Consider the following 18,487-nt stretch of genomic DNA (forward strand, 5'->3'; position numbering starts at 1 on the left):
CGGTGTCAGCGGAGCAGCAGTTGGACGATGGCCGCCGTGCCGACCAGCACGATGAGGGTGCGCAGGACGACGGGGCTGAGGCGGCGGCCGATCCTGGCACCGATCTGGCCGCCGAGTGCCGAGCCGACCGCGATCAGTGCGACGGCCGTCCAGTCGAAGTCCGCGACGAAGAGGAAGAAGAGCGCGGCGACGGAGTTGACGAGGGCGGCGAGGACGTTCTTGACGGCGTTGAGGCGCTGCATGGTGTCGTCGAGCAGCATGCCCATCAGGGAGAGGTAGATGATTCCCTGCGCGGCGGTGAAGTAGCCGCCGTAGACGCTGGCGAGTGTGAGGCCGACCAGGAGGAGCGGGCCGCCGTCGGGGCGGGTGGGGCCCGCTCCGGCTTCCTCGCGGCGGCGTCGCACGGCCCTGGAGATGCGGGGCTGGAGGATGACCAGGACGAGGGCGAGGGCCACCAGGGCCGGGACGATGGTCTCGAAGGCCGTCGAAGGCAGGGACAGCAGGAGGGTGGCGCCCGTGAGGCCGCCGATGAGCGAACCGACGGCGAGCTTCCGCACCCGGCGGCCCTGGCCCGCGAGTTCCTCGCGGTAGCCGATGGCGCCGCTGATGGAGCCGGGGATCAGGCCGAGGGCGTTGGACACCGTGGCGGTGACCGGTGGCAGACCGGTGGCGAGCAGGACCGGGAAGGTGATCAGTGTTCCCGAGCCGACGATGGTGTTGATGGTGCCCGCGCTGATGCCCGCGACGAAGACGGCGAGCATCTCCCAGATGGTCACGCTGTGCCCCCGTGCATGATCGGTTCTTGGTGCGTCGATCATGCACGAGGCGTGTACGTGTCAGTCGAGCGGGGGCTGCTCGCGGCGCTCCTTGCCGGTGCTGAAGCCGGGCATGCCGTCGCCGAGGTTGCCGAAGGCGCCGCTGAGGCCCTTGAGCGCGTCGCCGATCTCGCTGGGCACGATCCAGAGCTTGTTGGCGTCGCCCTCGGCGATCTTCGGAAGCATCTGGAGGTACTGGTACGCGAGGAGCTTCTGGTCCGGGTCTCCGGCGTGGATGGACTCGAAGACCGTGCGGATGGCCTGGGCCTCGCCGTCGGCGCGCAGGGCGGCGGCCTTGGCCTCACCCTCGGCGCGCAGGATCGCGGACTGCTTCTCGCCCTCGGCGGTGAGGATCGCGGACTGGCGCGTGCCCTCGGCCTGGAGGATCGCGGCGCGCTTGTCCCGGTCGGCGCGCATCTGCTTCTCCATCGAGTCCTGGATGGAGGTCGGCGGCTCGATGGCCTTGAGCTCGACGCGGTTGACGCGGATGCCCCACTTGCCGGTGGCCTCGTCGAGGACACCGCGGAGGGCCGCGTTGATCTCCTCGCGGGAGGTGAGGGTCCGCTCCAGGTCCATGCCGCCGATGATGTTGCGGAGGGTGGTGACGGTCAGCTGCTCGATCGCCTGGATGTAGCTGGCGACCTCGTAGGTCGCGGCGCGGGCGTCGGTCACCTGGTAGTAGATGACGGTGTCGATGTTGACGACCAGGTTGTCCTGGGTGATCACCGGCTGGGGCGGGAAGGGGACGACCTGCTCGCGGAGGTCGATCCGGTTGCGGATGGTGTCGATGAACGGAACGACGATGTTCAGGCCCGCGTTGAGGGTTCGGGTGTAGCGGCCGAAGCGCTCCACGATGGCGGCGCTGGCCTGTGGAATGATCTGGATCGTCTTGATCAGGGCGATGAAGACGAGCACCACCAGAATGATCAGAACGATGATGATCGGTTGCATCGTGTTCCTCGTGCCCTTCGGTTGCCGACGGATCGCGATGTTCGGGATCGGTGTCGAGGTCGGTCAAATGATGATCGACATCGAGTCTCGCAGAAGTGGGCCTGCCGCGTGTGCCGTTCGGTCACATGACGACGGCGGTGGCCCCGTCGATGTCCACGACGTCGACCTGCTGTCCGGGGTCGTAGCTCTGGTCGCCGTCGAGTGCGCGGGCCGACCAGATCTCTCCGGCGAGCTTGATCCTGCCGCCGCTGCCGTCGACCCGTTCCAGGACGGTCGCCTGACGGCCCTTCAGCGCGTCGATGCCGGTGGCGTACCCGGACCGGCCCGACCGGTGTCTGGCCGCGATCGGCCGGACGACGGCGATGAGCGCCACCGAGACCACGACGAAGACCAGGACCTGGGCGACGACGCCGCCTCCGAGGGCCGCGACGATCGCCGCGCCGACCGCTCCGACGGCGAGCATCCCGAATTCGGGCATCGCGGTCACGACCAGCGGGATGCCCAGTCCCGCGGCCCCGATCAGCCACCACACCCACGCGTCGATGTCCACCTGGTCATGGTAGGACCGTGAGCCCCGTTACGGACAGGGCGCGGGCGACGGGGTGTCAGGAGAGGGGCAGTCCGCGGGCGGTGTAGCGGTCGCCGGTGTGCTCGACGACGAGCGGCAGCCCGAAGCAGAGGGAGAGGTTCCGGGAGCTGAGCTCGGTCTCCATCGGGCCCGCGGCGAGGACCTTGCCCTGGCGGATCATCAGGACGTGTGTGAAGCCGGGGGCGATCTCCTCGACGTGGTGGGTGACCATGACCATCGAGGGGGCGTACGGATCGCGGGCGAGCCGGCCCAGGCGGCGGACCAGGTCCTCACGGCCGCCGAGGTCGAGGCCCGCGGCGGGTTCGTCGAGGAGCAGCAGCTCGGGGTCGGTCATCATCGCGCGGGCGATCAGGGTGCGCTTGCGCTCGCCCTCGGAGAGGGTGCCGAACCGGCGGTCGAGGTAGTCGGTCATGCCGAGCCGGTCGAGGAAGGCGCGGGCGCGGTCCTCGTCGACGGCGTCGTAGTTCTCGTTCCAGGTGGCGGTCATGCCGTACGCGGCGGTGAGGACCGTCTGGAGCACGGTCTGGCGCTTGGGCAGCTTCTCGGCCAGGGCGACGCCCGCGATGCCGATGCGGGGGCGGAGGTCGAAGACGTCCGTACCGACGCCGCCGAGACGTTCACCGAGGACGGTGGCGGTGCCGGTGGTCGGGAAGAGGTAGCTGGACGCGATGTTGAGGAGGGTGGTCTTGCCCGCGCCGTTCGGGCCGAGGATGACCCAGCGCTCCCCTTCCTTGACCGACCAGGAGACGTCGTCCACCAGAGCACGTCCGTCGCGGACCACGGAAACGTCCACCAGCTCCAGTACATCGCTCATGAGCGCCTTGTCTCCCCATGCAGTCTTGGAATCGTCGCGTGCCTGGAGGCACGGCTCCCAAGGAAAACCTACGCCACCGCGGAAGCGCACCGGCCGGTAGGTCGGTTCCCCAGGGGCTGCCCCGCCGTTCGTGGCGGAGCGGCGTGCGGCGTCGGACGCGGTGCGCCGCAGGGCGGAGGGGAATGCGCATACCGGACACATGCGGATGTTCCGGTGAAGCGTGGGGTGCTGCGGCTTCGTCGCGGGCCCGCCGGGGGCGACGGGACAGCTCTTAGGCTGTTCCCATGCTTTCGGAACCACGCTCAGGGCGGCTTGCCGCCTGGGGGAACGCGCTGCTGGCCGGACAGGTGTCGCCGGACGACGCGGCGCTCGCGATTGTCGGGGACGACGCGGTGCACCGCGTCGAGGGGCTGCCGGGTGAGGCGGGGCCGGTCGGGCTCACGCTGGCCCTGGGGCGGCTTCGGGCGCTGGGGGTGACGGGTTTCCGGGTCGCCCTGCCGGTGCCGGGGCATCCGCTGGGGCTGAGCGGTCCGCCGGAGTTCAACGCGCGGGCACTGGACGCGGAGGAGGCGGTGGTGTCGTCGGGAGCGCCGTACGGGCTGGTGCCCGAGGTGTTCGAGGCGGGGCCGCCCGGGGATGTGCGGGTGGAGGTGGTGTGGCGCTCGCTGCCGGTGCGGGAGGCGCCGCCCGCGGACGTGCCGTCGCTGGGCGAGGCGGAGCGGGAGCTGGCGGAGGCCCTGCGGGAGGCGACCACGGCGCTGGCGCGGCTGGACGTCGCCGGGGCGGGTCCGGTGGCGGAGGCGGCTGTGGACGCCTACCGGGCACGGGCGGAGCGCGAGCGCGACGTGCTCGCGCCGGGGTATCCGCCACGGGCGGTACGGGTGCTGGAGCTGGCTCAGCGGGTCGGGCTGCTGGTCTCGGTGGCGTACGAGCACGGGCCGGGCGGCGCGGTGAGCGCGTCGGAGATCGCGGCGCGCGGGGAGGTGCTGAGGCCGGTGGAGCGGGTGGCGCGACGGGCGCAGGTGGCGGCCTACAACGCGTACGTGGAGGAGGCCGGGCGGGACCGGCGCTGAGGGAGGGGTGGGCAGGCGTACGGACGGCGTCGGGGGGAGCCGCCCTCGGCCCCCGGGCGTGGTCGCCCGGGGGCCGAGGGAGCCGTGTGCGGCCGTGGGTGGCCACCGGGTGGCCACAGGTGGCCGTAATGACCTTGGGTGGTCAGCCGTTCACGCCGAGGTTGCCGAAGGCGGGGTTGAGCAGGCCGACCACGTTGATGGTGTTGCCGACCACGTTCACCGGGACGTCCACCGGGACCTGGACGGTGTTGCCGCTGATCACGCCCGGGGAGTTGACGGCCGCGCCGTGGGCCCCCGCGCCGTGGCCGGCGGCGGAGGCCGCGCCGGCACCGGCGGCGATGATCCCGCCCGCGATCATGGTGACGGCAGCGGCCTTCTTGAGGTTCTTCACTTCGGGTTTCCTCCTGGTATCGCCGCGGCCGGCCGCCGCAGCACGCCCTGGAGAACGGTCACCGGCAGCTCAGGGTGCGCCGTACGAGTGACATACACCCGACAGTATGAATCTCAGTCCGGTCGCGAACAGGTGTTCACATCGGAGGGCTCGGATGGGCGGCTCGGTACGCGGCTCAGGTGCCCGGTCGTGCTCATGGTCGGCCGCCGACGGGCCCCTCAGCCCGCGGCCCCGTTCCGGACCGCCCAGAGTGCCGCCTGGGTCCTGTCCGAGAGATCCAGCTTCATCAGGATGTTCGAGACATGCGTCTTGACGGTCTTCTCGGAGAGCACGAGCGCGCGGGCGATCTCCCGGTTGGAACGCCCGTCGGCGATCAGGCCGAGCACTTCGCGCTCCCGCTCGGTGAGGGTGCTCCCCCGGCCCGTACCACCGCCCGCGTCCTCCTGGGCCAGCAGGGCCCCCGCGACCTCCGGCTGGAGCAGGACATGGCCCGCGTGCACCGAGCGGATGGCACCGGCCAGCGCGTCCGGGTCGACGTCCTTGTACACGTAACCCGACGCTCCCGCGCGCAGGGCGGGAACCACCGTGCGCTGCTCGGTGAAACTGGTGACGATCAGCACCTTCGCCGGGTTGTCCAGCTCCCGGAGCCCGCGCAGCGCCTCGATGCCGTCGGTGCCCGGCATCTTGATGTCCATCAGCACCACGTCGGGACGCAGCTGCTCGGCGGCGGCGACCCCCTCCGCGCCGTCGGACGCCTCCCCGACCACTTCTATGTCGTCCTGGATCTCCAGGAACGTCCGCAGTCCCCGGCGTACCACCTGATGGTCGTCGACCAGCAGCACCCGGATGATCCTGTCAGCCACCGGGGACCTCCATCTCGATCGTCGTGCCCGTGCCGGGCGCCGATTCAACGGTGAGCGTTCCGCCGACGCCGCCCGCGCGGTCGCGCATCGACACCAGCCCCAGGTGGCGGCCCGCCCGCCGGACGGCCGTGGGGTCGAAGCCGCGGCCGTCATCGGTGATCCGCAGCACCGTGCCACGGCCGCGCCGGGCGAGTACGACCCCGACGTGCGCGGCCCCGGAGTGACGCAGCGCGTTGTGCAGGGCCTCCTGGGAGACCCGCAGCAGCGCCTCCTCCTGAGCCGCGGGCAGGGCGCGCACCCCGGCGCTCTCGAAGGTGACCCGGGCGGTGTGCGCGCGGTCCAGGACCCGGGCCTGGGTGCGGAGGGTGGCGACGAGGCCGTCGTCGTCGAGGGCGGCGGGGCGCAGCTCGACCACGGCCGCGCGGAGCTCGTCCGCGGCTTCGGCGGCGAGGGCCGCGACCTGCTGGAGCTCGTCCTTGGCCCGGCTCGGATCGCGGTCCACCAGGGCGGCGGCCGCCTGGGCGGTCAGACGGAGCGAGAACAGTTTCTGGCTGACCGCGTCGTGCAGGTCGTGGGCGAGCCTGGAGCGCTCCTCCGCGATGGTGAGTTCGCGGCTGCGCTCGTACAGGCGGGCGTTGGTGAGGGCGATGGCCGCGTGCTGGGCCAGGATCGAGAGCAGTTCCTCGTCCTCGGCGGTGAAGCCGCAGCCGCCCAGCGGTCTGGGGCAGCGCTTGTTCGCGAGGAAGAGGGCGCCGATGGTCTCGTCGCCGTCCTTGACGGGCAGCCCGAGGAAGTCGGACATGTCCGGGTGGGCGTCGGGCCAGCCCTCGAAGCGCGGGTCCTCACGGACGTCCGCGAGGCGTTCCGGCTTCGCGTCGTGGAGCATCGCGGCGAGGATGCCGTGCTGCCGGGGCAGGGGCCCGATGGCCTTCCACTGCTCCTCGCTGACGCCGTCGACGACGAACTGGGCGAAGCCGCCGTGGTCGTCGGGGACACCGAGAGCCGCGTATTCGGCGTCCAGCAGCTCGCGGGCGGACGCCACGATCGTCTTGAGGACGTCACGCGTTTCGAGATGCCGGCTCATGGCGAGCAGCGCGGCACTCACCGCGGCGAGACCCGACGAGGGGCGATGGCTCATGACCTCACCGTACCGGCGGCCGCCGACCCCGCGTATCGGCCTGTGGACGGCCGCTGACCAGGGCTGAGGGACTAGGTCGTACGGCCGGGAGGAGCGGGACGGCGGGGCCGGGGCGGTGTGTGTGAGGGGGCGGGGCCGCGGGGCTGCGTGTGGCAAGGCCGCGGAACGAGAAGGAGGCGGGCGGGCGAGAAAGGGGAGGAGGCGGGCGCCACGACAAGGCCGCGGGTACCGGGCGGCGGGGCGACACGGCCGCGCGGGGGCGGCGCGGCGCCCGGCCGACAGTGCCCCGGGGCGGTGCGGCGGTGAACGCGTCGGGGTGCCCCCTCCTCCCCGCCCTTCCGAGAAAACGGACGCTGACCCTCCGAATTGCTGACGCAACTTACCGTGAGATCGACGGGGGCCCCATGTGAGCCCGCGCATAGGACCCACGTCACTTACGAACCCTGCTAGTTGTCGCCCAAGCAGGACCCGGGTGAACGGGAGCGCGGACCGTGCGGTACAGAGCGGCTCCTGATCCACTAACGGGCTTCGTACGTCACACCTTTGCCACGGCTTTTTGCTGGCGCTAAGAATTGCACTCGTCCCCCTGACGCATCTGTGCAACGCCGCGCAGCCGTCTTCGTCCTCCGTGAGGACTCCTGCTATTCGAAGAGGTATCCGCATGTTCGCGTCCAGCATCCTTGACCGTCGTCGACGTCTGAACAAGGCCCAGAAGCTCTCCGTCGCGGGAGTTTCCGCTCTCGGTGCCGCCGCTCTCGCCTTCTCCCTCGTCCCCGGTGGCTCGGACGCCGAGACCGAGCCGCAGGCGGTGTCCGCCGCTCCGGTGACCCTCTCCTCCACCGGCACGGCCCAGTCCAAGGCCCTGCAGTCGAGTGTCATCGAGAAGAACTCGACCGCCGAGCAGCTGGTGAGGGCCGCCGACCTGGCCAAGGCCAAGGCCGCCGCGCAGTCGAAGAGCGCCTCGAAGGCCGCGTCGGCCGTCAAGGCGGAGAAGAAGGCCCCGTCGAAGGCGAAGGCCGGCACGAAGAAGCGGTCGGCCCAGGCGGCCAGCCGCTCCGTCTCCCGCCCGGCCCTCTACTCGAACAACCTGGACGGCTGGATTCGCGAGGCCCTCGACATCATGAAGGCCAAGGGCATCCCGGGTTCGTACGAGGGGCTGCACCGCAACATCATCCGGGAGTCCAGCGGTAACCCGAAGGCGATCAACAACTGGGACGTCAACGCCCAGAACGGCATCCCGTCCAAGGGTCTGCTCCAGGTGATCCCGCCGACGTTCAACGCGTTCCACGTCAAGGGCACCCCGAAGAACATCTACGACCCGGTCGCCAACATCACCGCCGCGGCGAACTACGCCGCCGGTAAGTACGGCTCGATCGACAACGTGAACAGCGCGTACTGATCAGCGCCACCAGCGCGCACTGATCGCAGCGGGTCCGGACATGCGCCGGAGGGCGGCACCCCGTACGGGGTGCCGGCGTCCGCTCGTGCGGCTACTTGCGCATCACCTCGGGCTCGTGGCGGCGCAGCAGGCGGGCGACGACGAAGCCGCAGACCGCCCCGAGGGCGAGCAGCGCCATGAGGTCCGTGCCCCACTGGGCCACGGAGTGCTCCCACAGCGGGTCGAGGTCGGTCGGGTTGTCCGTGTCCCACGGCGGCATCAGACGGGCGAGGTCCAGGGTCGTGCCGGCCCCGGCGACCGCCCAGCGGGACGGCATCAGCCAGGCGAACTGTTCCAGTCCCGGCGAGGCGTACACCTGGAAGAGCACTCCGGTGAAGACGACCTGGATGATCGCGAACATGACCAGCAGCGGCATGGTCTTCTCGGAGGTCTTCACCAGCGAGGAGATGACCAGGCCGAACATCATCGAGGTGAAACCGAGCGCCCCGATGGTCACGCACATCTCGACGGCGGGGGGCATGAGCAGGCCCTCGTCCGGCAGATCGCGGGTGGCGAAGCCGATTCCGCAGAGGATCACGCCCTGGATGGCCGTGATCACCCCGAGCACGATCACCTTCGACATCAGATAGGCGGAGCGGGACAGGCCGGTGGCCCGTTCGCGTTCGTAGATGACGCGTTCCTTGATCAGTTCACGTACGGAGTTGGCGGACCCGGAGAAGCACATGCCGACCGTCAGGATCAGCAGGATCGTCCCGGCCTTGCTGTTGAAGCGGTGCGGCGGAGTGGGCGCCGCGAGGCCGAACTCGGCCGGGATGACGGCGCTCACCACCCCGATGACCGCGGGCAGGATCACCATCAGCCCCATGAAGCCCTTGTCGGACGCGATCACCGAGACGTACCGGCGCATCAGTGTCCACAGCTGGGTCGACCAGCCCTGCGGCTTGGGCGGGCGGGTCTGCTGCGGCGACGGCATGTGCGCGGGCTGGGCGGCGACGGCGTCGAGGTCGGCGGCGTACAGCTGGTAGTGCTGCGAACCGCGCCAGCGGCCCGCCCAGTCGTAGTCGCGGTAGTTCTCGAACGCGGAGAAGACGTCGGCCCAGGAGCCGTAGCCGAAGAAGTTGAGCGCTTCCTCCGGCGGGCCGAAGTAGGCGACCGCGCCGCCGGGCGCCATGACGAGGAGCTTGTCGCAGATCGCCAGCTCGGCCACGGAGTGGGTGACGACGAGCACCGTGCGGCCGTCGTCCGCCAGTCCCCGCAGCAGCTGCATGACGTCGCGGTCCATGCCCGGGTCCAGACCGGAGGTCGGCTCGTCCAGGAAGATCAGCGACGGCTTGGTCAGCAGCTCCAGCGCCACCGAGACGCGCTTGCGCTGACCGCCGGAGAGCGAGCTGACCTTCTTGCCCTTGTGGATGTCGAGCTTCAGCTCGGCCAGCACCTCGTGAATCCGGGCCTCGCGCTCGGCCTCGGTGGTGTCGGCGGGGAAGCGGAGCCTGGCCGCGTACTTGAGCGCCTTGGCGACGGTCAGCTCCTTGTGCAGGATGTCGTCCTGCGGGACCAGACCGATGCGCTGGCGCAGCTCGGCGAACTGCTTGTAGAGGTTCCGGCTGTCGTAGAGGACATCGCCCTCGTTGGCGGGGCGGTAGCCGGTGAGCGCCTTGAGCAGGGTGGATTTGCCGGAGCCGGACGGACCGATGACGGCGACGAGGGACTTCTCCGGGACGCCGAAGGAGACGTCCTTGAGGATCTGCTTCCCGCCGTCGACCGTCACGGTGAGGTGACGGGCCGAGAAGGAGACCTCGCCGGTGTCGACGAACTCCTCCAGATGGTCGCCGACCAGCCGGAAGGTCGAGTGTCCGACACCGACGATGTCGTTCGGGCCGAGCAGCGCGGAGCCGGACTTGCCGAGCGGCTGGCCGTTGACGTACGTGCCGTTGTGGGAACCGAGGTCGGTGATCTCGAAGCGGCCGTCGGGTGTCGCGCGGAACTCCGCGTGGTGCCGGGAGACCTGGAGGTCGGAGACGACCAGCTCGTTCTCCAGCGCGCGGCCGATGCGCATCACCCGGCCGAGGTCGAGCTGGTGGAACGTCGTCGGGCTGCGGTCGCCGTACATCGCCGACGCCCCCGCGACGCCGTCGCCACCCGGACCGGGCGTCCGCGGGGGTGCCTGCTGGTTCTGCTGCTGGTGCGGGACCTGGGGCCGGTCCGGCCGCTGGTCCTGCGGGGGGCGCTGCGCCTGAGCCTGGGGTGGCTGGGCCTGAGGGGCCTGCTGCCACGCCTGGGGCTGCTGCGGCGGGCCCGGCTGCGGGCCCGGCTGCGGCTGGTACCCCTGGGCGGGCTGCTGGTACTGCGGCTGGACCGGCTGCTGGTACGGGGGCTGGACCGGTGGCTGGTGCTGGGGCGGTGCCGGCTGCCGCGCGGGGGCCGGGGGCGTGTCCGCGCCCTCGCCACCGTACGCCCCGGCAGCCGCCGGTACGCCGGTGAGGCTCAGCCTCGGTCCGTCGGTCGCGTTGCCCAGGTGTACGGAGAATCCGGCTCCCAGCTCCAGCCGCTGGACGCGCTGCCCCTGCGCGTACGTACCGTTGGTGCTGCCGTGATCCTCGATGACCCAGCCACGGCCTCCCCAGCTGATCGTGGCGTGCCGCCACGACACCCTGGCGTCGTCGATCACGAGGTCCCCCTGCGGATCACGTCCGAGGGTGTACGACCTGGACGGATCGAGCGTCCAGGTTCTTCCGTTCATTTCCAGTACGAGATCCGGCACTCCGCGCCCCACTTGTTGTCCCCCGAGTCGCCCCCGTGCAGGGAGTCCAGGGATGCTGAACATCTGGGCGCGAACTATTCCAGGAGCGGTCCCCGAACCGAAAGCCGGGCGGCGCCGCGGGTCCGCGCCCTCACCCCGGAGGACCGGGTGAAACCGGCCGTGGAGCGACAGTGTCGGACGAACGCCCGCAGAGCGGGAGAAACCCGCCCCAACATGGATATTCCGCCGCGCGACCGGTGTGTTCCGGCGGCCGGGCCGGGCGCGGCCGGCCCGGCAGGGCGCGCACCGCTCGCGCGGTACCCGCGCCGTGGCCGCGCCGTGGCCGCGCTGTCCGCAACGCGGGACGGACTTCGGCGCCCTGAGCGGGACCGATACGGTGGGAGCACCATGAGCGCATCTCAGTCCTCTCAGCCGTCACAGTCTTCTGAGCTCCCTGAGTCCCTTCAGGGCACGGACGCACCCACTCTTCTCGTCAAGATCTTCGGCAAGGACCGTCCCGGCATCACCGCCGGTCTCTTCGACACACTCGCCGCCTACTCCGTCGACGTCATCGACATCGAGCAGGTCGTCACCCGGGGCCGTATCGTCCTGTGCGCGCTGGTCACCGCGCCGACCGTGGGTGGCACGACCGAGGGCGACCTCCGGGCGACCGTGCACAGCTGGGCCGAATCGCTGAGGCTCCAGGCCGAGATCATCTCGGGTACGGGGGACAACCGGCCGCGCGGATACGGCCGTTCGCACGTCACCGTGCTCGGCCACCCGCTCACCGCCGAGTCGACCGCCGCCATAGCGGCCAGGATCACCTCGACCGGCGCCAACATCGACCGGATCTTCCGGCTGGCGAAGTACCCCGTCACCGCCGTGGAGTTCGCGGTGTCGGGATCGGCGACCGAGGACCTGCGTACCGCTCTGGCCACCGAGGCCGCCGAGATCGGCGTCGACGTGGCCGTGATGTCCGCGGGGCTGAGCCGCCGGGCCCAGCGCCTGATCGTCATGGACGTCGACTCGACGCTCATCCAGGACGAGGTCATCGAGCTGTTCGCGGCCCACGCCGGCTGTGAGGGGCGGGTGGCCGAGGTGACCGAGCGGGCGATGCGCGGTGAGCTGGACTTCGAACAGTCGCTGCACGCGCGGGTGGCCCTGCTGGCGGGGCTCGACGTGTCGGTGGTGGACAAGGTGCGGGCGGAGGTGCGGCTGACGCCCGGTGCCCGCACCCTGATCCGCACGCTCAAGCGGCTCGGTTACCAAGTCGGCGTGGTGTCCGGTGGGTTCACCCAGGTCACGGACGACCTCAAGGAGCGTCTGGGGCTGGACTTCGCCTCCGCCAACACGCTGGAAGTGGTCGACGGCAAGCTCACCGGACGGGTCGTCGGTGACATCGTGGACCGGGCGGGGAAGGCCAGGCTGCTGCGGAGGTTCGCCGCCGAGGCGGGGGTGCCGCTGGAGCAGACGGTCGCGATCGGGGACGGGGCGAACGACCTGGACATGCTGAACACGGCGGGCCTCGGGGTCGCCTTCAACGCCAAGCCGGTGGTCCGTCAGGCCGCGCACACCGCGGTGAACGTCCCCTTCCTGGACACCGTGCTGTATCTGCTCGGCATCACCCGCGAGGAGGTCGAGTCGGCCGACGGCCTCATCGACTGACAGTGGTGGTGTCCCGGTGACGCGCCGGCCGTCCGACCTCGTGGGCACGTGCGCGTGACCCGGCACAGTGGAGGGGCCCGGCGGTGTCCGCCGGGCCCCTCCACCCGCGTCGCGCCCCGGTCGGGTCGGCCCGCGGGTCGTACCGTCCGGCTCAGTCGTTCGGAGTCCAGTAGTCGACGAGCCTGCCCACGCCGTGCTCCACGTTCTTCCAGTCCCCGGTGAACGTGACGACGGCGAACGCGGCGGTCGGGAAGCCGTCACGGGTCATCCGGGCCAGGAGATCGCCCTCGGCCGTGCCCGACAGGGCGTCCGCCACGGCGTGGGTTCCCGGGTTGTGGCCGATGACGAGGAGGTCGCGCACCTCGTCGGGCGTCTCGTTGATCAGGGCGATCAGCTCGCCGAGGGAGGCTTCGTACAGCCGCTCCTCGTACACCGTCCTGGGGCGCTGGGGCATCTCCTGCACCGCCAGCTTCCAGGTCTCGCGCGTCCTGACCGCGGTCGAGCACAGGGCGAGGTCGAAGGCGACACCGGAGTCGGCGAGTTTGCGGCCCGCCACGGGCGCGTCCTTCCGGCCGCGTTCGGCGAGCGGTCGCTCATGGTCGGACTGGTCGGACCATTCCGCTTTCGCGTGCCTGAGAAGAACGATCCTGCGTGGTGTATCGGCGCTCATACACCTCAGCTTCGCACGAAACGTGCCGTAAGGCGCAGGGTGTTGACGGGATCGTTCCGGCGGGGCGGAGAAGGACGTCAGGGAGTCAGCGCCGCCATGAGCCGCCCGATCAGCCGGCCGATCGCCGGGTCGCTCGTCGTGGCGTGGGCCTGTCCCGGTCCCACGATGAGCAGCAGCAGTGCGGCGAACGCGAGCGAGGGCAGCGCGATGGCCCACCACGGCAGATGGACCTCGACACCGCCGGGCGCCTGCCGCTGGGACCGGGGGTGTGTACGGGCCGACATGTCCGCCTCCGTGAGTCATCGGTTCTGTTGTCACGAACCTACGGAACCCGGCACTCGCGGCCCATCCGGCGACCCACCCACTTCACCCTGACCCTGGCCCCCTAAGGGATGGTGGGGCCAGCCCCACCATGGGGGTCGGGGCATGGCAGGTCAGGGAGAGGCGATGGAGGCGATGACGCTGATGACCACGGTGATGAGAAGCATCGCTCCGAGGACCGCGAGGAGCTTCTTCTGACCGTTCTGGGGGTGTGGATCGAGCACTGGCATGAGGCCAGTCTCGCATCTCAGCACTCGTCCTCGATGGTCCGGTCCCGCCCGGCGAGAACGCCCGCCACGATCTGCGGCACCATCAGGGCCGCCATCAGGGCGATCGGCAGTCCCCAGCCACCGCTGTGCTGGTACAGCACACCGACCAGGAGCGGACCCGGGATCGAGATCAGATAGCCGGTGGACTGGGCGAACGCCGACAGCTGGACGACTCCGGGACCGCTGCGCGACCGCATGCCGATCATGGTGAGGGCCAGCGGGAAGGCACAGTTGGAGACGCCGAGCAGCAGGGCCCAGGCCCAGGCGCCGGCGGTCGGGGCCAGGTAGAGGCCCGCGTATCCGGCGAGCCCGCAGGCGCCGAGCACGACGACGATCGGCCCCTGGTTCCTCATGCGGGAGGCGACCCGGGGGATGACGAAGGCGAGCGGTACGCCCATCGCCATGATGACCGCGAGCAGCGCGCCGGCCGTGCCCGCCGAGACTCCGGCGTCGCGGAAGATCTGCGGCATCCAGCCCATGGTGATGTACGCGGCGGTGGACTGGAGGCCGAAGAAGCAGGCGAGGCCCCAGGCCGTGCGGCTGCGGGTGATGCGGAGCCGGGGGGCCGTGCTGTCGTTGGGCGCGGGCCGTCCCGGGGTGTCGCTCCGCTGCCGCACCAGGGGAATCCAGGGCAGGATCGCGACCGCCGCGAGCGCGGCCCAGATGCCCAGGCCGGCCCTCCAGCTGCCGCCGAGCGCGTCGGTGAGCGGGACCGTGACGGCCGCGGCGAGCGAGGTGCCGATGGCCAGGGCCATGGAGTAGAGGCCGGTCATGCTGCCGACCCGGTCCGGGAACCAGCGCTTGACGATCACCGGCATCAGGACGTTGCTGACGGCGATGCCCATGAGGGCGAGCGCGCTGGCGGCGAGGAAGCCGGCGGTGCCGCCGATGAAGGGGCGTATCACCAGTCCGGTCGCGATGGCCACCATGCCGGCGCAGACGACCGCGCCGGGGCCGAAGCGGCGGGCCAGGCGCGGGGCCATCACCCCGAAGACCGCGAAGCAGAGCGGGGGTACGGAGGTGAGGACCCCCGCGACGCTGCCGCTCATGTGCAGTCCGTCCCGTACCTCTTCGAGGAGCGAGCCGAGACTGGTGATGGCGGGGCGGAGGTTGAGCGCGGCGAGGACGAGCCCGACCATCACCAGCCGGAGCATCCAGGCGGGGGGCTTCGGGGCGGGGACCGCCGGGTCCGGAAGGTCGGCGGTCGTGGGGTTCCGGTCGTGCTGGCTCATGGTCCGGGTATCGTCGTCGGGCATAGGGACATCATAGAATCATGGGATGATTGGTTGTCCACTCCGAGCCCCGGTGTCCGGAAGCACAGGGTCCCCGCGCCCCTGTAGCTTTCCCCCGCCGGAATCTCCTCCGGAACAGAGCAAGGAGCATCATGACGCTGACGTCTCCACGGCGTTCGGCCCTCGCCGACCAGGTGATCGCCCAGCTGAGAACGGAGATCACCTCCGGCGAGTGGCCCGTGGGCTCCCGCATCCCGACCGAACCCGAGCTGGTCGAGCAGCTCGGGGTGGCGCGCAACACCGTGCGGGAAGCGGTCCGCGCGCTGGCGCACAACGGGCTGCTGGACATCAGACAGGGGTCCGGGACCTATGTCGTCGCCACCAGTGAACTGGCCGGTGTGATGCACCGCCGCTTCACCGCCGCCGACCCGCTCCACGTCGCCGAGCTTCGGTCGACGCTGGAGTCCTCGGCGGCGCGCCTGGCCGCCGCCCGGCGGACCGACCGGGACCTGAAGCAGCTGGACGCGCTGATGGCACGCCGGGAGGAGACCTGGGCGGCGGGCGACGCGGAGGCGTTCGTGGCCGCCGACTCGACTCTGCACCTGGCCGTGGTGGCCGCCTCGCACAACGACGTACTGACCGGGCTGTACGCGGACCTGGGCGATCTGCTGCGCCACTGCCTGCGGGACAATGTGGGTCCCGAGCTGCGGCCGGAGGCGCACATGGACCACCACCGACTGATCGAGGCGATCCGGGCCGGGGACGCGGAGACGGCGGCCTCCGAGGCCGCGAGCCACGCGCTCAGCTGCCTGCTTGAGCGGAGCTGATCCCGCACCCCCGACCCCGACCCCGGTCCCCGGTCCCGAACCCTCTCCCGGCGCCGGCCCCCGGGCCCCCGATCCTCGTCGCGCACCCTCGCCCGGCCCTCGTCGCGGCCGCGCCCGGCCCTCGCCCCGCGGCCGATGCCCCGCGGCCGATGTCCGGTGCCGGCCGTCCCGCCTTCGCCGTCCGCCACGCCTCTCCCCCGCGGCAAAGCCCATCCGGATCACGGGGCCACTCCACATGGTCAGCCGGCCCGCCGGTGGGTGACCCAGGCGGAGCCGACCTCCTTCCAGCAGCGGTCCTCCAGCCGGACCGTCCGGCCGGGCTCGACCTCGACCGGCGCGCCGTCGGCGTCCACGTCCCACCAGCGCGCGCATTCGGTGTGCAGTTGCACGAGGTCGCCCGAGGGATACGGGTTGTGGCAGTACGCCACGACCGTGGAGCCCTCCACGGAGGTACGGCAGTCGGAACCGGACGGGTCGGGGCGCGGTGGGAGCGGCGCGGCGGCACCGGCCCCGCCCCTCGTCGCCGCGTAGACACCGACCGGCGCGAGGAGTACGGCGGCCACCGCCGACGCCGCCAGGAGGTGCCGGGCTCGGCGACGCATGAGGCGCACGACGACCTCCTCCCCACCAGCCTGACCGGACCAGCCTGAAGAAAAGTCCGGTTGCTCCACATTCTGCGGTGGATCGACCGGCTTTTCGACTTGAGGGACCGGAGGGCCCGGCCGCTGGTACCGGCGAACGCGTGGCCCGGGGGGCGGGGACGGGAACCGCGCGACCCCGGGGCCGGGCGGACCCGGACGCACGACGGCCGCGTACCGCTTCCGGAAGAAGGGGTACGCGGCCGTCGGGACCGCCGGGGAGGTCAGGCGCCCATCATGTGCACGCCGCCGTCGACATGGACGATCTCGCCCGTCGTCCTGGGGAAGAAGTCCGAGAGGAGCGCGACGACCCCGAGGCCGGCCGGCTCGAAGTCGGTCATGTCCCACGGCAACGGAGAACGGGTGTCCCAGACCGCCGCCAGCTCGGAGAAGCCGGGGATGGACTTGGCGGCCATGGAACGCAGCGGCCCCGCCGACACCAGGTTGCAGCGGATGCCCTGCTTGCCCAGGTCACGGGCGAGGTAACGGGAGGTGGACTCCAGCGCGGCCTTGGCCGGGCCCATCCAGTCGTACTGGGGCCAGGCGAACTGGGCGTCGAAGGTCAGCCCGACGACCGAACCGCCCTCGCTCATCAGCGGCAGACAGGCCATGGTGAGCGACTTCAGCGAGAACGCCGAGACGTGCATCGCCGTGGCGACGGACTCGAACGGCGTGTTGAGGAAGTTGCCGCCGAGGGCGTCCTGCGGCGCGAAACCGATGGAGTGGACGACCCCGTCGAGGGAACCCAGCTCGGCACGGACCAGTTCGGCGAGCCGGTCCAGGTGCTCGGTGTCGGTCACGTCCAGCTCGATGACCTTGGCCGGCTTGGGCAGCTTCCTCGCGACGCGCTCGGTCAGCGTCGGCCGCGGGAACGCGGTCAGGATGATTTCGGCGCCCTGCTCCTGGGCCACCTTCGCGGCGTGGAAGGCGATGGACGACTCCATCAGCACCCCGGTGATGAGGATGCGCTTGCCGTCGAGAATTCCACTCATGGTGATCAGTGACCCATACCCAATCCGCCGTCAACGGGGATGACGGCTCCAGTGATGTACGACGCGTCGTCGGAGGCGAGGAAGCGCACCGCCGCGGCGATCTCCTCCGGCTGCGCGTAACGGCCGAGCGGCACCTGAGTGACGATCCCGGCGCGCTGTTCGTCGGTGAGCACCTTGGTCATGTCGGTGTCGACGAAACCGGGTGCGACGACGTTGAAAGTGATGTTCCGCGAACCCAGCTCCCGGGCCAGCGACCGGGCGAACCCGACGAGCCCCGCCTTCGAGGCGGCGTAGTTCGCCTGCCCCGGCGAGCCCATCAGCCCGACGACGGACGAGATCAGGACGACGCGGCCCTTCTTGGCGCGCAGCATCGCGCGGTTGGCGCGCTTGACGACCCGGAAGGTGCCGGTGAGGTTGGTGTCGAGCACCGACGTGAAGTCGTCCTCCGACATCCGCATCAGCAGCTGGTCCTTGGTGATGCCGGCGTTGGCGACCAGCACCTCCACCGGGCCGTGCTTCTCCTCGATCTCCTTGTAGGCCTGCTCCACCTGTTCGGAATCGGTGATGTCGCACCGGACCGCCAGGCAGCCCGCGTCGGTCAGGGCCTGGGGCGGCTCGCCCGAACGGTGGGTGATCGCGACCTTGTCGCCGTTGCCCGCGAAGGCGCGGGCGATGGCGAGGCCGATGCCCCGGTTTCCTCCGGTGACGAGAACCGAGCGGCTCAACGGATCACCCTTTCGATAAGCGGTCTGGTACATCGAAAACCTATCGGTACTGTGCGCCGTCCGGGGAATCGGCCCCTGACAGTGGCCACCACACGGCACTGTGGGATTCCTACATAACAGCCGTATCCCGGCTGGTCGGCCGCCGCGCGGCGCGGTCCGACGGGATGTACACGAAGTGTGAAAGGCGGGGCCTTGGGGCCGTCCGCCACGCATGATTCACTGCGGGTGCCTCCGCCGGTAAGGGAAGATGCGTGCCTCGCGGCACGGGAAGACGCGTTCGCCGCGCGCGGACGGCACGCCACGGAACAGAAGACACGCCATCGAGGAGGGCGTTGAGGACCGCGGCCGGTCGGGCCGAGGTCCTCAACGCCCTCC

Annotated in this window: 19 protein-coding genes; 4 read left to right on the forward strand and 15 right to left on the reverse strand. The window is 70.9% G+C overall.

Annotated features, from left to right (window positions below; translation table 11 throughout):
* Nucleotides 1–5: 5 nt before the first annotated feature.
* From PZB75_RS04740 to PZB75_RS04755, 4 genes are all read right to left on the reverse strand, one after another.
* The gene (locus PZB75_RS04740; protein ID WP_275534018.1) at nt 6–776 is read right to left on the reverse strand and encodes a sulfite exporter TauE/SafE family protein; all 771 of its coding nucleotides are present in this window, start codon (nt 774–776) and stop codon (nt 6–8) included.
* A 60-nt stretch (nt 777–836) separates the two neighbouring features.
* Nucleotides 837–1,766: an SPFH domain-containing protein gene (locus PZB75_RS04745; protein WP_275534019.1), complete on the reverse strand. Its 930-nt coding sequence runs from the start codon at nt 1,764–1,766 to the stop codon at nt 837–839.
* Nucleotides 1,767–1,887: 121 nt separating this feature from the next.
* Nucleotides 1,888–2,316 (reverse strand): NfeD family protein, encoded by a 429-nt coding sequence (locus tag PZB75_RS04750; protein WP_275534020.1) that lies wholly within the window; start codon nt 2,314–2,316, stop codon nt 1,888–1,890.
* 55 nt (nt 2,317–2,371) lie between these two features.
* On the reverse strand, nt 2,372–3,169 hold the full coding sequence (locus PZB75_RS04755) for an ABC transporter ATP-binding protein (protein WP_275534021.1): 798 nt from the start codon (nt 3,167–3,169) through the stop codon (nt 2,372–2,374).
* Between the two features lie 284 nt (nt 3,170–3,453).
* Here PZB75_RS04755 and PZB75_RS04760 point away from each other — a divergent pair, with 284 nt between their 5' ends.
* Entirely contained in the window at nt 3,454–4,242 is a 789-nt protein-coding gene (locus PZB75_RS04760; protein WP_275534022.1) for a hypothetical protein, read from the forward strand.
* A gap of 142 nt (nt 4,243–4,384) precedes the next feature.
* On the opposite strand, the gene PZB75_RS04765 is transcribed toward PZB75_RS04760, so the two are convergent.
* From PZB75_RS04765 to PZB75_RS04775, 3 genes are all read right to left on the reverse strand, one after another.
* Nucleotides 4,385–4,633: a chaplin gene (locus tag PZB75_RS04765; RefSeq protein ID WP_275534023.1), complete on the reverse strand. Its 249-nt coding sequence runs from the start codon at nt 4,631–4,633 to the stop codon at nt 4,385–4,387.
* Between the two features lie 218 nt (nt 4,634–4,851).
* A complete protein-coding gene (locus PZB75_RS04770; protein WP_275534024.1) occupies nt 4,852–5,496 on the reverse strand; it encodes a response regulator transcription factor in 645 nt (214 codons plus the stop codon).
* Nucleotides 5,489–6,634: a GAF domain-containing sensor histidine kinase gene (locus PZB75_RS04775; protein WP_275534025.1), complete on the reverse strand. Its 1,146-nt coding sequence runs from the start codon at nt 6,632–6,634 to the stop codon at nt 5,489–5,491. Before PZB75_RS04775 ends, PZB75_RS04770 begins: the two co-directional genes overlap by 8 nt.
* Before the next feature lie 661 nt (nt 6,635–7,295).
* Between PZB75_RS04775 and PZB75_RS04780 the strand changes: the two genes are divergently transcribed.
* Complete coding sequence (locus PZB75_RS04780; RefSeq protein WP_275534026.1) at nt 7,296–8,033, forward strand: transglycosylase SLT domain-containing protein; 738 nt, start codon at nt 7,296–7,298, stop codon at nt 8,031–8,033.
* A gap of 91 nt (nt 8,034–8,124) precedes the next feature.
* On the opposite strand, the gene PZB75_RS04785 is transcribed toward PZB75_RS04780, so the two are convergent.
* Nucleotides 8,125–10,773 (reverse strand): FHA domain-containing protein, encoded by a 2,649-nt coding sequence (locus tag PZB75_RS04785; protein WP_275534027.1) that lies wholly within the window; start codon nt 10,771–10,773, stop codon nt 8,125–8,127.
* A gap of 408 nt (nt 10,774–11,181) precedes the next feature.
* Here PZB75_RS04785 and serB point away from each other — a divergent pair, with 408 nt between their 5' ends.
* Nucleotides 11,182–12,438 (forward strand): phosphoserine phosphatase SerB, encoded by a 1,257-nt coding sequence (gene serB, locus PZB75_RS04790; RefSeq protein WP_275534028.1) that lies wholly within the window; start codon nt 11,182–11,184, stop codon nt 12,436–12,438.
* A 151-nt stretch (nt 12,439–12,589) separates the two neighbouring features.
* Here the strand turns inward: serB and PZB75_RS04795 are convergent, their stop codons facing one another.
* From PZB75_RS04795 to PZB75_RS04810, 4 genes are all read right to left on the reverse strand, one after another.
* Nucleotides 12,590–13,108 (reverse strand): histidine phosphatase family protein, encoded by a 519-nt coding sequence (locus PZB75_RS04795; RefSeq protein ID WP_275534029.1) that lies wholly within the window; start codon nt 13,106–13,108, stop codon nt 12,590–12,592.
* A gap of 77 nt (nt 13,109–13,185) precedes the next feature.
* Nucleotides 13,186–13,392, reverse strand: coding sequence for a hypothetical protein (locus PZB75_RS04800; RefSeq protein WP_275534030.1), 207 nt, complete (start codon nt 13,390–13,392; stop codon nt 13,186–13,188).
* 150 nt (nt 13,393–13,542) lie between these two features.
* A complete protein-coding gene (locus PZB75_RS04805) occupies nt 13,543–13,659 on the reverse strand; it encodes an SGM_5486 family transporter-associated protein (protein ID WP_275534031.1) in 117 nt (38 codons plus the stop codon).
* A 17-nt stretch (nt 13,660–13,676) separates the two neighbouring features.
* Entirely contained in the window at nt 13,677–14,954 is a 1,278-nt protein-coding gene (locus PZB75_RS04810; protein WP_275534032.1) for an MFS transporter, read from the reverse strand.
* A 128-nt stretch (nt 14,955–15,082) separates the two neighbouring features.
* On the opposite strand from PZB75_RS04810, the gene PZB75_RS04815 reads away from it, so the two are divergent.
* Complete coding sequence (locus PZB75_RS04815; protein ID WP_275534033.1) at nt 15,083–15,757, forward strand: FadR/GntR family transcriptional regulator; 675 nt, start codon at nt 15,083–15,085, stop codon at nt 15,755–15,757.
* A 239-nt stretch (nt 15,758–15,996) separates the two neighbouring features.
* Here the strand turns inward: PZB75_RS04815 and PZB75_RS04820 are convergent, their stop codons facing one another.
* The 3 genes from PZB75_RS04820 to fabG form a co-directional block, all read right to left on the reverse strand.
* Nucleotides 15,997–16,368, reverse strand: coding sequence for a hypothetical protein (locus PZB75_RS04820; protein ID WP_275534034.1), 372 nt, complete (start codon nt 16,366–16,368; stop codon nt 15,997–15,999).
* Nucleotides 16,369–16,619: 251 nt separating this feature from the next.
* Nucleotides 16,620–17,387 carry an enoyl-ACP reductase FabI gene (gene fabI, locus PZB75_RS04825; RefSeq protein ID WP_275534035.1) on the reverse strand — a complete coding sequence of 256 codons (768 nt, stop codon included), beginning with the start codon at nt 17,385–17,387 and terminating at the stop codon, nt 16,620–16,622.
* A gap of 5 nt (nt 17,388–17,392) precedes the next feature.
* Nucleotides 17,393–18,112: a 3-oxoacyl-[acyl-carrier-protein] reductase gene (gene fabG / locus PZB75_RS04830; RefSeq protein ID WP_275534036.1), complete on the reverse strand. Its 720-nt coding sequence runs from the start codon at nt 18,110–18,112 to the stop codon at nt 17,393–17,395.
* Nucleotides 18,113–18,487 lie beyond the last annotated feature (375 nt).

It is taken from the genome of Streptomyces sp. AM 4-1-1 (assembly GCF_029167625.1).
Classification (GTDB): Bacteria; Actinomycetota; Actinomycetes; order Streptomycetales; family Streptomycetaceae; genus Streptomyces.

Excerpts from the sequence above, each read along its gene's own strand:
- PZB75_RS04775 (WP_275534025.1), bottom strand. The coding sequence starts at position 6,634 with ATGAGCCATCGCCCCTCGTCGGGTCTCGCCGCGGTGAGTGCCGCGCTG.
- PZB75_RS04755 (WP_275534021.1), bottom strand. The coding sequence starts at position 3,169 with ATGAGCGATGTACTGGAGCTGGTGGACGTTTCCGTGGTCCGCGACGGA.
- PZB75_RS04815 (WP_275534033.1), top strand. The coding sequence starts at position 15,083 with ATGACGCTGACGTCTCCACGGCGTTCGGCCCTCGCCGACCAGGTGATC.
- PZB75_RS04800 (WP_275534030.1), bottom strand. The coding sequence starts at position 13,392 with ATGTCGGCCCGTACACACCCCCGGTCCCAGCGGCAGGCGCCCGGCGGT.
- fabI (WP_275534035.1), bottom strand. The coding sequence starts at position 17,387 with ATGAGTGGAATTCTCGACGGCAAGCGCATCCTCATCACCGGGGTGCTG.
- PZB75_RS04745 (WP_275534019.1), bottom strand. The coding sequence starts at position 1,766 with ATGCAACCGATCATCATCGTTCTGATCATTCTGGTGGTGCTCGTCTTC.
- PZB75_RS04805 (WP_275534031.1), bottom strand. The coding sequence starts at position 13,659 with ATGCCAGTGCTCGATCCACACCCCCAGAACGGTCAGAAGAAGCTCCTC.
- PZB75_RS04810 (WP_275534032.1), bottom strand. The coding sequence starts at position 14,954 with ATGCCCGACGACGATACCCGGACCATGAGCCAGCACGACCGGAACCCC.
- PZB75_RS04795 (WP_275534029.1), bottom strand. The coding sequence starts at position 13,108 with ATGAGCGCCGATACACCACGCAGGATCGTTCTTCTCAGGCACGCGAAA.
- PZB75_RS04780 (WP_275534026.1), top strand. The coding sequence starts at position 7,296 with ATGTTCGCGTCCAGCATCCTTGACCGTCGTCGACGTCTGAACAAGGCC.
- PZB75_RS04785 (WP_275534027.1), bottom strand. The coding sequence starts at position 10,773 with ATGAACGGAAGAACCTGGACGCTCGATCCGTCCAGGTCGTACACCCTC.
- serB (WP_275534028.1), top strand. The coding sequence starts at position 11,182 with ATGAGCGCATCTCAGTCCTCTCAGCCGTCACAGTCTTCTGAGCTCCCT.
- PZB75_RS04760 (WP_275534022.1), top strand. The coding sequence starts at position 3,454 with ATGCTTTCGGAACCACGCTCAGGGCGGCTTGCCGCCTGGGGGAACGCG.